General features: G+C 63.4%; 13 protein-coding genes. 4 read left to right on the forward strand and 9 right to left on the reverse strand.

Features of this window, described 5'->3' with window-relative positions; translation table 11 throughout:
• Positions 1 to 200: 200 nt before the first annotated feature.
• From I8N66_RS31390 to I8N66_RS31425, 8 genes are all read right to left on the reverse strand, one after another.
• Entirely contained in the window at positions 201 to 1,226 is a 1,026-nt protein-coding gene (locus I8N66_RS31390; RefSeq protein ID WP_113535755.1) for a sulfate ABC transporter substrate-binding protein, read from the reverse strand.
• 338 nt (positions 1,227 to 1,564) lie between these two features.
• Positions 1,565 to 2,623, reverse strand: a complete 1,059-nt coding sequence (locus I8N66_RS31395) for a D-TA family PLP-dependent enzyme (RefSeq protein ID WP_291162527.1) — start codon at positions 2,621 to 2,623, stop codon at positions 1,565 to 1,567.
• Between the two features lie 104 nt (positions 2,624 to 2,727).
• Positions 2,728 to 3,813 (reverse strand): ABC transporter ATP-binding protein, encoded by a 1,086-nt coding sequence (locus I8N66_RS31400; RefSeq protein WP_291162530.1) that lies wholly within the window; start codon positions 3,811 to 3,813, stop codon positions 2,728 to 2,730.
• On the reverse strand, positions 3,810 to 4,739 hold the full coding sequence (locus tag I8N66_RS31405) for a PfkB family carbohydrate kinase (RefSeq protein ID WP_291162533.1): 930 nt from the start codon (positions 4,737 to 4,739) through the stop codon (positions 3,810 to 3,812). The genes I8N66_RS31400 and I8N66_RS31405 overlap by 4 nt, the downstream gene beginning before the upstream one ends.
• Before the next feature lie 3 nt (positions 4,740 to 4,742).
• Entirely contained in the window at positions 4,743 to 5,768 is a 1,026-nt protein-coding gene (locus I8N66_RS31410; protein ID WP_291162536.1) for an aminotransferase, read from the reverse strand.
• Positions 5,765 to 6,610: a carbohydrate ABC transporter permease gene (locus I8N66_RS31415; RefSeq protein WP_113535742.1), complete on the reverse strand. Its 846-nt coding sequence runs from the start codon at positions 6,608 to 6,610 to the stop codon at positions 5,765 to 5,767. Before I8N66_RS31415 ends, I8N66_RS31410 begins: the two co-directional genes overlap by 4 nt.
• The gene (locus tag I8N66_RS31420; protein WP_291162540.1) at positions 6,610 to 7,491 is read right to left on the reverse strand and encodes a sugar ABC transporter permease; all 882 of its coding nucleotides are present in this window, start codon (positions 7,489 to 7,491) and stop codon (positions 6,610 to 6,612) included. The genes I8N66_RS31415 and I8N66_RS31420 overlap by 1 nt, the downstream gene beginning before the upstream one ends.
• 179 nt (positions 7,492 to 7,670) lie before the next feature.
• Entirely contained in the window at positions 7,671 to 8,909 is a 1,239-nt protein-coding gene (locus tag I8N66_RS31425) for an extracellular solute-binding protein (RefSeq protein WP_291162543.1), read from the reverse strand.
• 231 nt (positions 8,910 to 9,140) lie between these two features.
• Here I8N66_RS31425 and I8N66_RS31430 point away from each other — a divergent pair, with 231 nt between their 5' ends.
• A complete protein-coding gene (locus tag I8N66_RS31430) occupies positions 9,141 to 10,370 on the forward strand; it encodes an ROK family transcriptional regulator (protein WP_291162546.1) in 1,230 nt (409 codons plus the stop codon).
• Positions 10,371 to 10,388: 18 nt separating this feature from the next.
• Here the strand turns inward: I8N66_RS31430 and I8N66_RS31435 are convergent, their stop codons facing one another.
• A complete protein-coding gene (locus I8N66_RS31435; RefSeq protein ID WP_291162549.1) occupies positions 10,389 to 11,309 on the reverse strand; it encodes a LysR substrate-binding domain-containing protein in 921 nt (306 codons plus the stop codon).
• A gap of 121 nt (positions 11,310 to 11,430) precedes the next feature.
• On the opposite strand from I8N66_RS31435, the gene I8N66_RS31440 reads away from it, so the two are divergent.
• From I8N66_RS31440 to I8N66_RS31450, 3 genes are all read left to right on the forward strand, one after another.
• Positions 11,431 to 12,300 carry a pirin family protein gene (locus I8N66_RS31440; RefSeq protein WP_291162552.1) on the forward strand — a complete coding sequence of 290 codons (870 nt, stop codon included), beginning with the start codon at positions 11,431 to 11,433 and terminating at the stop codon, positions 12,298 to 12,300.
• Between the two features lie 104 nt (positions 12,301 to 12,404).
• Entirely contained in the window at positions 12,405 to 13,046 is a 642-nt protein-coding gene (locus I8N66_RS31445) for a hydrolase (RefSeq protein WP_113535753.1), read from the forward strand.
• 106 nt (positions 13,047 to 13,152) lie between these two features.
• The coding region (locus I8N66_RS31450; RefSeq protein ID WP_291162557.1) for an isochorismatase family protein at positions 13,153 to 13,796 on the forward strand (644 nt) is incomplete at its 3' end.

Here is a 13,796-nt window from a genome sequence, read left to right on the forward strand (position 1 = left end):
TGATCCCGAGCGACAACCCAAATCCAGGCAAAACACTCGGCTGGCGAAACCGCCACGGCGCAGTCTTCGTCGCTTCCGTCAATGGCACTACCTTTGTAAAGCTCGCGAAACGTTATCGACCGCGCTTCCGACCAATGGCACAACGCGGTTCAAGCGAAGACGCGCGGCCGGATTGCCCGGCTGCGCGTCTCAGGTCGTTCTTACTGGCCCGGCTTGTACAGCTGGTCGAAGACGCCGCCGTCGCCGAAGAATTTCGGCTGGGCTTCCTTCCAGCCGCCGAAGTCTTCGATGGTGACGAGCTTCAACTCGCCGAAGCGGGCGATATCGGCCGGATCGGCTGCCGCCGGCTTGAACGGCCGGTAATAGTGCTTGGCAGCAATCTTCTGGCCGGTATCGCTGTAGAGATAACCGAGATAGGCTTCCGCCACCTTGCGCGTACCCTTGGCATCAACGTTGCCATCAACGAGCGCCACCGGTGGCTCGGCCTTGATCGAGATCGACGGCGTCACGATCTCGAACTTGTCGGGACCGAGTTCCTCGAGCGACAGGTAGGCTTCGTTTTCCCAGGCGAGCAGCACGTCGCCAAGGCCACGCTGGACGAAGGTCGTCGTCGCGCCGCGCGCGCCGGTGTCGAGCACCGGAACGTGCTTGAAGAGCTCCGTCACATATTCCTGCGCCTTGGCATCGTCACCACCATTGGCGGCCCGGCCATAGGCCCAGGCGGCCAGGAAGTTCCAGCGCGCGCCGCCCGAGGTCTTCGGGTTCGGCGTGATCACCTGGATGTCCGGCTTCACCAGATCGTTCCAGTCTTTGACGCCCTTGGGATTGCCCTTGCGCACAAGGAAGACGATCGTCGAGGTGTAGGGCGCACTGTTGTTTTCGAATTTCGATTTCCAGTCCGCCGGGATCTTGCCGGTTTCCTTGGCGATCGCATCGATATCGGCTTCCAGCGCCAGCGTGACGACGTCAGCCTGCAGGCCGTCGATGACTGAGCGGGCCTGCTTGCCCGAGCCGCCATGCGACGTCTGGATCGTCACAGTCTCGCCGGTGTCTGCCTTCCACTTCTCAGCGAAGGCAGCATTGAAATCCTTATAGAGTTCACGTGTCGGATCATAGGACACGTTCAAGATCGTCGTGTCGGCAAAAGCAACACTCGCAGCTCCCAGCTGCAGGCCCCCGAGCACAATTGCCAGTCCCACCATTCCGGTAATTCGTCCAAAGACCATTTCGACCTCCATCGGTTACCAGATAAAACTATCAATTTAATCGACTGCTACAACGCAAACAGATGGCACACGAGGCGGCAAACGGGAAATGTCCTATCGTTCTCGCCGCCTTTTCGGGAACGGTTTGCCTGCAACCGCCCAATGTGGCCCGTGCCGGCCCGTCAGGACCATTACATGGAGGGCGCCATGCCGCTGTCCAGTGGAGGCGCGTCGATTCTCCTTTCGGCCGCTTGAGTGAACGCTCGTCGGCAAGCCTTCAGCCCCCACATCCATGGCGAATGCGAGGTGCCCAGGCGAACCCAGGTTATTTGCAGAGTAGAGGTCTCGATGACGCGGGGCTAGAGTACGTGGCCGCGGGCAACGATCGGCCACGTGCCCTTCAGCGCGTCGCCTTCGACGATATGGACGGCGTCAACCATGTTGGTCACGACGCAGGCATGATTGGGCACGATGCGGAGCTGGTCGCCTACCTTAAGGTTGATCGGGCCGTCGGTAACGAGACGGCCGTGTTCTTCCGAGAGCTGGTCGATGCGGATATCGTCGCGGCCGAGCACGTGGCCGTAGCCGGTGAGCCCCAGCAGGTCCGAGGTCAGCACCTTGCTGCCGGCGTCAATGATCGCGCGGTTTTCGGAGGGCACCGAGACGACGGTCGCAAGTACAGTCAGGGCGCAATCGTCCCAGCCGGCGACATCGCGCGAGACCAGCGAGCGGTCGTTGTAGATGTAGGTGCCTGGCCGGTACTCGCTGGCAACCGGGGCGCCGGCGGCATGCATCATGCTGGGCGTGCCGCCCGAGGTAATGGCGGGGACAGTGATGCCATCGGCCTCGATCAGTTGCTTCGCCTCGGTCATGAAGGCCTGGACTTTCCCTTCGCCGTTGACGGGTGGATAGGTCATCAGGCCACCGAAGACGAGCCCCTTCGCGTCTTCGATCCGGCGGGCAAGCCTGGCTGCTTCTGCCGGGCTGCCGACGCCGCAACGATCGGCGCCGGTGTTGCACTCGACGAACACGCGAAGCGGCTTGTCTTTTCCTGCGAAATAGCCCGCAAGCCCATCGATGACCGTCTCGCTGTCGGCGACGACGGCAAGCGCGACGCGGCCATTGAGCCGCTCCAGCCGCGCCATCTTGGCTTCGCCGAGAATGTTGTAGGTGATCAGCACATCCTTGATCAGGTCGCTGCCTTCAACCATCGCTTCCGCTTCGGTGACTTTCTGGCAGGTGATGCCGACGGCGCCGGCCTTAAGCTGAAGCTCGGCCATCTGCGGCAGCTTGTGTGTCTTGATGTGCGGGCGGACGCGAATGCCATGCTCATCGGCATAGGCCTGGAAGCGCTCGATATTGCGCTTGGCAATCTCGAGATCGACGAGAACGGCCGGCGTTTCGATCGACAGGGGCATCGCGGTCACTTCCTCTTATCGCACGGGACAACCTGTGATGAACGATTCTCACAAGAAGGAAAAGCCGTTGCTAAAGCAATCCCGACCGTCGCCCGCAGGCACTGTCAGTCTTTCGCGAGCGACCGGCCGCTGTCAGGATCGAAGAGATGTAGGGCATCCGCTTCGATCGTGAAGGCGCGTTCTTCACCCGAAAGGACCGAACTGCGCGGCGGCAGGCAGGCGGTGAGGCACTGGTCGCCGATCCGAGCAGTGGTGACGAGTTCGGGTCCGGTCAGTTCCACCACCTCGACGCGGGCCCTGAATAGCGGCGTCGGCTCGCTTCCGGCAGCAAGTTGCAGGGCTTCCGGACGAATACCGGCTTTGACGCGCTGACCCTCGGAGACCACGTTGCGCAGCCGTGCCGGCAGGGCGATCGCGTGGCCGTCGCCGTCGATCTTCAGCTGACCTCCCACGACGGTCGCATTCAGGATGTTCATCGGCGGCGAGCCGACGAAGCCAGCGACGTAGAGCGTGGCCGGGCGGTCGTAGATTTCTTCCGGCGTGCCGAGCTGCTCGATCCGCCCGTCGCGCATGACGGCGATGCGGGTCGCAAGCGTCATCGCCTCGATCTGATCGTGGGTGACGTAGACGACCGTCGTCTTCAGCATCTGGTGCAGGCGCTTGAGCTCGGTGCGCATCTCCATGCGCAGCTTTGCGTCGAGGTTCGAGAGCGGCTCGTCGAAGAGGAAGACCTGCGGATTGCGGACAAGTGCACGGCCGATGGCAACGCGCTGGCGCTGGCCGCCCGAGAGCTGGCTCGGCTTGCGTTCGAGCAGGTTTTCGATCTGCAGCAGCTTTGCCGTTTCCTTCACCGCCTTCTCGCGCTCAGCGACCGGGACCTTGCGCATCTCCAGCCCGAAGCCGATGTTCCGTGCGACGCTCATGTTCGGGTAGAGCGCATAGGACTGGAACACCATGGCGATGTCGCGGTCCTTCGGATGCGCGCCGAGAATGGAACGGTCGCCAATACGGATGTCGCCGCCGCTCGGCTCGGCGAGCCCGGCGATGATGTTGAGGAGCGTGGACTTGCCGCAGCCGGATGAGCCGAGAAGGACCAGGAACTCGCCGCTCTCGAGATCGATATCGATGCCCTTCAGCGTCTCGACCTCGCCATAGCGCTTGTGAATGTTCTCGATGGCAAGAGCGCTCATGCGCCGGTCTCCTGAAGGTAAGACGGTTGGCCGTAGCTGCGCGGCAGGGTGGAGATAGCCTCTGAAGCGATGGCGACGCCGGTGCGAAGACAGGCTTCCAAGGGCATCTCGGCGGCGAGTGCCGCCAGGAACCCGGCATTAAAGACGTCGCCGGCGCCGATCGTATCGACCACGGTGACGACGGGTGCCGCTGCCGATGAAAGACGGCCTTCCGCGTCGATGGCGATGGCGCCGTGCAGTCCGCGCTTGACGACGACGATCGCGCCTTCGGGCATGTGTGCCTTCAGTTCGCGCCCCGCCTCGATCGGATCTGAGACGCCGGTCAGCGTGGTCGTCTCGACCTCGTTGAAGAGAGCGAGCCGGCAGCGCTTCAGCCAGCCGATAGTCGCTGCACAGTTTGCCTCGGTCCAGCCGTCGAGCGGCCAGCCGGTGTCGAGTGCCACTGCAATGTCGTGGGCCTCGGCCCAGTCGAAGAAGCGGTCATAGTCCGCAGTCAGCGCGTCGGTCAGGAATGAGCCGGTCAGAAGCGCGTAACCGCCGCGAAGCTTCTCGCCATCGAGCATCGCCCGGACCTCATCGAATGTCAGGAGCGGCAGGTGCCCGCGCGTGGTGAAGAAGGTGCGCTCGCCGTCCGGATGGGTGATGCCGACGGAGAGCGTCGTTCCGATATTTTCGACCGGCCAGGATTTGGACCGCTCAGGGAACGCTTGCCTCAGCCAGGTGCCGAACTGGTCGTTGCCGACATTGGCGGCGATCGCATAGTCGACGCCGAGCGAATCCCAGGCGAGCGCGCTGTTGCCGGCGCAGCCGCCGACACGCAGCTCGTCGTGGTCGACGATGATTTCGGTACCGGCCTTGGGCCAGGGGGCCGCCGGCCCGAGGATGAGATCGACATTGGCATTGCCGACCACGGCAAGAGGACGCATCGTTTATTCGCTCCGGGTAATCTTGGTCGAACGCACCGGGGTGCCGGCATTCTCGACGCGGGCCGCCGCAAAGGCGATCATGAAGGACTGGGCGACCGGTAGCATGGCGAAGATCGCCGCTAAGCCTGAAGCCGGCGCAAAGGGAATGGTGGTGACGCCTTCGATCTGCGCCTCGCCGGAGGCATCGAAGACGATGACGGGCGAGCCTGCTTCGGCAGCGGAGATCGCCATGGCGCGAACGAGCCCGGCCGTCGCATCCGCTCCGCGAAAGAGCACGACGCCGACGGATGGGCCGAGCATTTCCATTGGCCCATGCCGAAGCTGACCGCCCTCGAGCGAGAAGCAGGGCAGGCGCGAGAGCTCGGTCAGCCCTAGGCCGATCGCTTCGGCGAGCCCCTGCAGGCGACGACCTGATGTGACGACGGACCGGACGCCATCCAGCGCCGCGAGTGCCGACGCGATATCGGGCGTTTGCGGGCTTTCCAGTGCATGAAAAGCGCTCGCCGGGTCATCGCCGAGGGCGGCGAGGACGGCGAGGTGCAACGCGAAGCTAATCGTCAGGCTGCGGGTCGCGGCAAAGGCCTTCTCGGTCCCGCCGACACCGACGAGTGACGCTGCGTTTTTCGCGAGAAAGGAACTTCCTTCCAGCGTCAACCCGAACGTATGCGGCGTTCCGCCATCGGTCTCACCGAACCAGCGCAACACCTCGGCGCTTTCGCCTGACTGCGAGGTGACGAGGATCGTCTTGCCCTCGACCGAAAGCGGCTGGCCGAGCTGTTCCGAGAACGGCAGGGCAATGGCGTCGATGCCGTGGGCACGGTAGAGCGGCTCGACGGCGCGGCCGACCGCATGCGAGCCGCCCATGCCGAGAAGCAGCAGCTTGCCGGTCGTCTTCAACGAGGCTGCGATGTTGGCTGCCAACGCTGTGGCCTGATGCACCGAGGCGATCGCGTCCGAGGCTTGGCGCGCCATTTCGCTATCGATCGCGACGAGCCCTGCCGGGCGTTCCGAAGTTGTCATGGCCGTCATCCTTTCACACCGCCGCTGGTGAGCCCCGAGATCAGGGCGCGCTGCATGACGAGGCCGATCAATACCGGGGGCAGGGCGGCCAGCACCCCGGCTGTAGCAATCAGCCCGTAATCGGAGACACGGCCGCCGGCGAGATCGGAAATGGCAACCGTAAGTGTCTTGGCGCGCAGATCCGAGGTGAAGAGCAGCGCGTAGAAGAATTCGTCCCAGGCCAGCAGGAAGGCAAAGAGCGCCGAAGTCGCCATGACGGGTGCCGCAAGCGGCAGGGTGATGAGCCTCAGGATCTGGTCGAGCCGGGCGCCGTCGATCATCGCCGCACTCTCGATTTCCTTCGGGATGGAATCAAAGCCTGATTTCAAGAGCCAGGTGGTGAAGGGCGCCAGAATGGTGAGATAGACGAGCGCCAGACCGAATACCGAATTCAGGAGCCCGAGATAGGCAAGCCCCATATAGAGCGGCACGGCGAGCGCCACCGGCGGCAGCATGTAGGTGGCAATTACGGCATAGAGCGACCAGGAGACGCTTGAGGTGCGGGACACCGCCCAGGCGGAAGGAATGGCGACTGCGATCGCGGCCAACGTCGCCATGCCGGCGACCTTCAGGCTGTTGAACAGCGAGGCGGTGAAGGCGGCGCCGGCACTGTTTTCGATCGTCGACAGGAGCACCTGATAGCGCGACAGGTCGATTTCGTTGGGCCACCAGTTGAGTGGTTTCGTCGAGAGGTCGGCGGCTGAAGATATGCTCATGACGAAGAGCCAGAGGATGGGGGCGAGTATGATCGCCGCCAAAAGGAGTGCGGCTGCGTAGACGAAAACGGTGAAAGCGGGGCTTTGGCGTTCCATCACGATGCTCCTGCAGCTTTGCGCACCAGGCCGGCGTAGGCGACGGCGAGCACGGTTACGAGCAGCGTCACGATCAGCGCCAGCGAGGCCCCCGATCCGGCGCGCTGGAAGGAGAAGGCTTCCTGATAGACAAGGATCGACAGCGTGCGGGTGCTGTTTGCCGGGCCGCCGCGCGTCATGACCCAGATGAGATCGAACACCTTGAAGGCCTCGATGGTGCGTAGCACCAGGGCGACCAGCAGAGGGCCGGCCAGATAGGGCATGATGACGTAGCGGAAGCGATTGAGCGGCCCGGCGCCGTCGACGAGCGAGGCGGCGGTGATGTCACGCGGCACGGCCTGAAGGGCTGCAAGGGCGATCAGCGCGACCAAGGGGAAGTTCTTCCAGCAGTCGGCGATGATCAGCGCCGTCAGCGCCGAGCTGGGTTCGCCGAGCCAGGATCGGTAGCTGTCGATCAGGCCGATCTGCGTCAGGGCGGCATTGAGCGCGCCATATTCCGGATTGTAGATCAGCCGCCACAGCGTGGCGTTGACCACGGTCGGGAGCGCCCAGGGCAGGATCATCAGGGCTCTGAGCGCCGTGCGGCCGCGGAATTGCTGGTTGAGCAGCAGGGCTGCGAGCACGCCGAGCACCATTTCCGCCGTGACCGAGACGACCGCGAACCAGGTCGTCGTTATGAACGCACGCTGGAAATTCGAGCCGCCAAGCATTTTCGCATAGTTGCCGAAGCCGACGAACGTGCCCTCCGTGCCGACGAGCTTGGCGTCGGTGAAGGAAAGCCTGACCGTGTCGATCAGCGGCCAGCCGATGACGGCGATCATGACCACCAGCAGCGGCAGCATGAGCAGCCATGCGCGCGTTGTTATCCAGGTGCCGGACATAGGATGGAAACCTTCTCGGGCCTTAGGAGCCCCGTCATGCTATCGCATATTGCCCCGGACCGTAATCGACCCAAGCGAATGATGCGCCAAATCAAGGTGTTAAAGCGCCTGAATGGCCGCGCCGCCGCATAATCCCGCGGTCCCCGGGCGGTTGCCCGCCCGGGGCTTGGGAGGGCGGCTTAGAGGCCGCTGTTTTCGGCCGCCGTCTTCAAGGCGTCCTCAGGCGAAGCCTGGCCGAGCAGGGCTTCCTGGATCGCCTGCTGAAGGGCAGTCGAAAGTTCCTGGTATTTCGGGGTCGTCGGACGCGGATACATGGCCGCGAGACCGAGCTTGGCGGCGCCGATCAGTTCTTCCTGGCCCTTGGTGACGCTGGCATCCTCATAGGAAGAGGCCCAGATCGGCAGGCTGAGTTTGGCGTAGGCGTTCTGCGTCTGCTGCGAGGTCATGTAGACGATGTACTTCCACGCCTCATCCGGGTTCTTGCTGGTCGACGTGATGCCGAGGCCCATCGAACCGTTGACGGCCGAGACTTCGCTCTTGCCCGCAACGCCCGGTGCCGGCACGACGCCGACCTTGCCGGCAACCTTGCTTTCCTTCGGATCGTTGGCGAGGTTGTACATATAGGTCCAGTTGAGGGCGAAGGCGGCTTCGCCGTTCTGGAACACCTTGCGGACGTCTTCCTCCAGAAACTCCTTGGAGTTCGGATTGGTGAGGCCCGACGAATAGCTCGTCACCATGTAGTTGAGCGCATCGAGACCGCCGCCGGAGGTGAAGGCCGGCTTGCCGCCATCGATGAACTTGCCGCCATAGGCGCTGACGAGGGTGGTATAGTCGCAGATCGCGGCTTCGGCTTGCGACCAGCTCCAGGCGATCGGGGTTGCAAGCAGACCCTTGTCCTTGATCACCTTGGCCTGCTCGGCAAGCTCGTCCCAGGTTTTCGGCGGCGCCTTGATGCCGGCCTTCTCCAGGATTTCCTTGTTGTAGAACAGGTATTTGGTGTCGAGGATCCACGGCATGCCGTAGCGCTTGCTGTCATATTCGACCGTCGTCCAGGCGCCCGGCAGCACGCCGGACTTCATCTCATCGGTGATGCGGTCGGTGACGTCGACGAGCACCTTGTTGGCGGCGTATTCGGCCGGCCAGATGACGTCGAAGAGCACGACGTCGTAGCCGCCGCCGGAGCCCTGTGCCAGCACGGTTTTGTCGTGCAGGCCTTCATAGGGCACGAATTCGAGATTGACCTTCACGTCCGGGTTGGCCTTGGTGAAGGCCTCCGTCATGGCGCGCACATCCGCCTCGCTATAGGCGGCCTGGGCCATGAAGAGCGCGTTGAGCGTCGTTTCCGCATGCGCGTGGCCAGCGAAGGAGACGCCGGCAAGGGTCGCGCAAAGCAGCGTGGTTCTTATCGATTTCAACATGATTTCCTCCAGTATCTTGAGCGTTTCAGCTTTCGTCGACGCGTCTAGGTGCGCCGTATGCGAGTAATCCGTCCGTTTCCGAGCGGCCGTCGACATATCAATTGGATCGCTCGCGACGGCTTTTGCTGCCATCGCCTTCGTTCCCCCGGAGCTCTTTTTGGCTCCTATTAAGTCAATTGTCTTGACTTATTTTTTGTTCAATATTCTAACAGTGTCAAGAGGGGTTTTTGGATGAACGATATGCGCCTGATCCGGGCGAAGAGCGGCACCAACCAGGAGGGGACGAGCGCACACAACCGGCGCGTCATGATCGACGCCCTGCGTTTGAACGGCCAGTTGTCCCGGGCGGACCTTGCCCGCGCGACGGCGCTCACGAAGCAGACAGTCTCCAACATCATCGAGGATCTGGAGCGGGACGGGCTGGTCGAATCGCTGGAAGCGGTGCGTAACGGCCGCGGGCAGCCGTCGACGCCCTATCGCCTCGTGCCGGAGGGCGCTTTCGCGATCGGCCTGCAGATCGACCGCCATGTTACGCGGACCATTGCAGTCGATCTCGTCGGCCGGGTGCTTGTGCGTTGCGAGGCCAACCTGCCGGCCGGTGGGCCGGCGACGGGCGTCCGGACAATCCTCGAACTGATCGAGAAGACCCGCGGGGACCTGACCGAGATCGCGCCCCAGTCGGAAGACAGGCTCGTCGGCCTCGGTGCGGCAATGCCTGGCCCCTTCGGTATCGAGGCGGATGACGACGATACCTGGATGATGGCGGCGTGGCAGAATTTTCCGTTGCTCGAGACGCTTGCCGCCGGCACGGGGCTCGATGTCGGCTTGCAGAACGACGCGGCTGCGGCGGCCACCGCCGAGCGCATGGTTGGCGCTGCGCACGGTGTCGATCATGCCGTGTGCATCTATCTCGGCTACGGCCTTGGCGCGGGGCTGATCCTTAACGGCGAACTCTACCGTGGTGCCAACGGCAATGCCGGCGAGATCGGCATGATCCTCAGCCTGCCGCGTGGTGCATCGCTGGATGAACGCACGCCGCTCGAACATCGCGCCTCGATCGCCTCGCTCTGTCGGTTGCTCGACCTCGATCCCGCGGACCCTGAGCTTTATGCCCATATCGATGCGATTGCCGCCGGCTCGGACGAGCGGGTGCGGCGCTGGCTCGATGCGGCCGTCTTTGAACTGCGCGCCGCGGTCCAGGCGCTCGAAACGATCTTCGACCCGCAGACGGTGATCTTGTGCGGCGGCCTTCCACCGGGACTCGCCCGCCTTTTGGTCGACGCGATGATGCCGCTGCTTCCTTCGATCGCCGACCGGCGCGACCGGAGCCTTCCGCGTCTGCAGATCGGTTTCACCGACCCCTGGGCGGTGGCGATCGGTGCAGCCGCAGAGCCGATCAGCCGCACTTTCGATCCGCGCTTCTCCGCGATCCTCAAGACGCGGGTCAGCGCCGCGGTGTGATCGCCGGTCTCTTGGCGGTCAGGTGCGTGGCTCGTCCAGGCGGGCCAGTTCCGCAAATTCGGTGCCGAGAAAATCGAGCAAAGCGCGGACGGAGGGAAGCAACCCACGGCGCGACGGAAAGGCCGCGTGGATGATGCCGGCTTTCGGTGCCCAATCCGGTAGCACGTCGACGAGCGTGCCGTCCTTCAGGTCCTGCCGCACCACCATCGTCGGAAGCTGACAGATGCCGACGCCATTGAGCGCGGCCAGCCGCAGGGCCACCATGTCTTCGGTTACGAGACGTGGCCGGTGCCGGACGATCGCAGTCGCGCCGTTGGGGCCATCGAGCCGCCAGTCGTGGCTCTGGCGGTCGGGGTTCCAGGCAAGGCTCGGAAGGGCGCCGAGATCAGCCGGTGCCGGCGGCGTGCTTATTCCGGCGAGCAGCCTGGGGCTGGCGACCAGCCGTTGCTTGCTCTCGGCAAAGCGTTTGACGACCAGGTCGTTTTCCTCAAGCGGCGGGAAGCGCACGCGGATCGCGACATCGATGCCCTCGCGCAGGACGTCGACGCGGCGATTGGTGCTCTCGAGCACGACCTCGACCTTCGGACATTCGGCCATGAACCGGGCGATCATTTCGCCGACCTGGAAATAGACCACGGACGACGGGCAACTGACATGGACGACGCCCTGCGGCTCGGAACGGGTGCGGTCGATCATCTCCTGTGCCGCCTCGGCCTCCACCAGCATGGCGACGCAATGGCGGTAATATTCGCGACCGATCTCGGTGATCACGAAGTGGCGCGTCGAGCGCTGCACGAGTCGCACCCCGAGCCGCTCTTCCAGAAGACCGATGCGGCGGCTCAGGCGCGAGCGCGGCATGTTGAGCTTGCGGGCAGCCGCAGCAAAGCCGTTCTGCTCGACCACGTCGACAAACAGCTTGAGGTCGTTCAAATCCTGCATGCGTCTTTGTCCTGTTTTCAGGACACTATAGTCCGAATTGGCCGTCTACCGCTAGATTTGGTGCAGTCATATCTTCCCTCCAACGCTCTCGCTGAAACGGCGAGGCCAAGGAGAAACAGCCATGAGAAAGATACTCGGCATCTTCGGGAATGCGCATCCGCATTGGGTCGGCGACGGTTTCCCAGTCCGCTCGCTGCTGGCGCGTGACCGCGCCGGCGATCACGCCAGCCCGTTCCTGCTGCTCGACTATGCGGGGCCGATGAATTTTGCGCCGGGTGTGACGCCGCGCGGCGTCGGCGTCCATCCGCACCGCGGCTTCGAGACGGTGACGATCGTCTACCAGGGCGAGGTCGACCATCGCGACTCCGCCGGCAATGGCGGGCATATCGGCCCGGGCGACGTGCAGTGGATGACGGCCGCCGGCGGTATCCTGCACGAGGAGTTTCATTCGGAGCGCTTCGCCCGAGAGGGCGGTACACTCGAAATGGTCCAGCTCTGGGTCAACCTGCCGGCCGCCAGCAAGAGTGTCGAACCGGGCTACCAGACCCTGCTCGATCGCGACATTCCCACCGTGAACCTGCCGGACGGCGCCGGAGCACTGCGGGTGATTGCCGGGCGTTATGCGGGGGCGCAAGGGCCTGCCCGCACCTTCACGCCCGTCAATCTCTGGGACTTGCGGCTAAAACAGCAGGGTGCACTGAGCCTCGATCTGCCCGAGGGTCATTCGGCAGGCCTGGCGGTCCTGCGCGGCAATGTTCTGGTCAATGGCAGCGATCTTGTCGGGGAGGCGCAATTTGTTCTCTTCGGCCGTGACGGCGGCGGCGTTACACTGGATGCCAGCTCGGACGTGAAGGCGCTCGTCCTCACCGGCGAGCCGATCGACGAACCGGTCGCCATGTACGGCCCCTTTGTCATGAACACCGAACAGGAAATCAGGCAGGCGATGACTGACTTTCAATCCGGCCGCTTCGGCAAGATCGCGAGCGCCTAGCGCCGGCTCAGCCTGTCATGTGCCCGTGCCCCGGACCGACGCTCGGGCGGCCGGTGACGGCAGTGTCCGCCGACTATCTCGAGCATGCAAGGAAGGAGACGACCATGACCAGTGAAGCAATTCGTGATCCTTCAAAGGACCATCTGCTGACCCCTGCCAACTCGACCTTCATCATCATTGACTACCAACCGGTCCAGGTGAACTCGATCGCGTCGATGGACCGACAACTGCTGATCAACAACATCTGCGGCGCGGCCAAGGCCGCTGTCGTCTATGGGCTGCCGATCGTCCATTCGACGGTCAACGTGAAGACCGGGCTGAACAAGCCGCCGATCCCGCAGGTCAATCGGGTCTTGAAGGAATTCCCGACCTACGACCGGACCTCGATCAATTCCTGGGAAGACGTCGAATTCCGTCAGGCAGTGGAGAAGACCGGCCGCAAGAAACTGATCATGACCGCGCTCTGGACCGAAGCATGCCTGACATTTCCGGCGCTCGATGCGCTGAAGGCGGGCTACGAGGTCTATGTCCCGGTTGATGCTGTCGGCGGCACGTCCGTCGCTGCGCATGAGGCTGCATTGCGCCGGATCGAACAGGCGGGTGGCCAGATGATCAGCGTGCCCCAACTTTTCTGCGAGCTGCAGCGTGACTGGCAGCGCAAGGACACGGCAACCGCCTTCATGAACCTCTTCGTCGAGACCGGTGGCACCGCCGGCATCCAGTTCTCTTACGACAAATCCGAATAACCGAAAACGCGGGCGCGGCTGACCGCCGCGCCCCACCTCAAACGTCGAAGCGCTCGTGTTTCGGCGAACCCGAACGCATGCCTGCGTTCCAACAAGGAGCAAGACCATGACCCCTGCAAACTTCAACGGACAGCGCCCGGTTATCGATCCCGATGATGCCGTGATGCTTTTGATCGACCACCAGAGCGGCCTGTTCCAGACCGTCAACGACATGCCGATGCCGAAGCTTCGTGCCCATGCGGCAGCGCTTGCCAGCATGGCGACGCTGACCAAGATGCCGGTCATCACCACGGCCTCCGTGCCGCAGGGCCCTAACGGCCCGCTGATCCCGGAAATCCATGCCAACGCGCCGCATGCCAAATACGTCGCCCGCCGCGGCGAGATCAATGCCTGGGACAATCCGGATTTCGTCGCCGCGGTGAAGGAAACCGGCCGCAAGACCCTCATCATCGCCGGCACGATCACCAGCGTCTGCATGGCCTTCCCGGCGATCAGCGCCGTCTATGATGGCTACAAGGTCTTCGTGGTCGTCGATGCCTCGGGCACCTATTCGAAGATGGCACAGGAAATCACCCTTGCCCGTGTCGTCCAGGCCGGCGTGGTGCCGATGGATACCGCAGCGGTCGCCTCCGAACTGCAGCGCACTTGGCACCGCGACGACGCCCAGCAGTGGGCGGAGATCTACACCAAGATCTTCCCGGAATATCAGTTGCTGATCGAAAGCTACCTCAAGGCGCAGCAGGTCGAGAA

It is taken from the genome of Ensifer sp. SSB1 (assembly GCF_016652895.1).
Taxonomy (GTDB): Bacteria; Pseudomonadota; Alphaproteobacteria; order Rhizobiales; family Rhizobiaceae; genus Ensifer.

What these genes read in the sequence shown, in the direction of transcription:
- I8N66_RS31390 (WP_113535755.1), bottom strand. Translation starts at nt 1,226, where the DNA reads ATGGTCTTTGGACGAATTACCGGAATGGTGGGACTGGCAATTGTGCTC.
- I8N66_RS31395 (WP_291162527.1), bottom strand. Translation starts at nt 2,623, where the DNA reads ATGCCCCTGTCGATCGAAACGCCGGCCGTTCTCGTCGATCTCGAGATT.
- I8N66_RS31400 (WP_291162530.1), bottom strand. Translation starts at nt 3,813, where the DNA reads ATGAGCGCTCTTGCCATCGAGAACATTCACAAGCGCTATGGCGAGGTC.
- I8N66_RS31405 (WP_291162533.1), bottom strand. Translation starts at nt 4,739, where the DNA reads ATGCGTCCTCTTGCCGTGGTCGGCAATGCCAATGTCGATCTCATCCTC.
- I8N66_RS31410 (WP_291162536.1), bottom strand. Translation starts at nt 5,768, where the DNA reads ATGACGGCCATGACAACTTCGGAACGCCCGGCAGGGCTCGTCGCGATC.
- I8N66_RS31415 (WP_113535742.1), bottom strand. Translation starts at nt 6,610, where the DNA reads ATGGAACGCCAAAGCCCCGCTTTCACCGTTTTCGTCTACGCAGCCGCA.
- I8N66_RS31420 (WP_291162540.1), bottom strand. Translation starts at nt 7,491, where the DNA reads ATGTCCGGCACCTGGATAACAACGCGCGCATGGCTGCTCATGCTGCCG.
- I8N66_RS31425 (WP_291162543.1), bottom strand. Translation starts at nt 8,909, where the DNA reads ATGTTGAAATCGATAAGAACCACGCTGCTTTGCGCGACCCTTGCCGGC.
- I8N66_RS31430 (WP_291162546.1), top strand. Translation starts at nt 9,141, where the DNA reads ATGAACGATATGCGCCTGATCCGGGCGAAGAGCGGCACCAACCAGGAG.
- I8N66_RS31435 (WP_291162549.1), bottom strand. Translation starts at nt 11,309, where the DNA reads ATGCAGGATTTGAACGACCTCAAGCTGTTTGTCGACGTGGTCGAGCAG.
- I8N66_RS31440 (WP_291162552.1), top strand. Translation starts at nt 11,431, where the DNA reads ATGAGAAAGATACTCGGCATCTTCGGGAATGCGCATCCGCATTGGGTC.
- I8N66_RS31445 (WP_113535753.1), top strand. Translation starts at nt 12,405, where the DNA reads ATGACCAGTGAAGCAATTCGTGATCCTTCAAAGGACCATCTGCTGACC.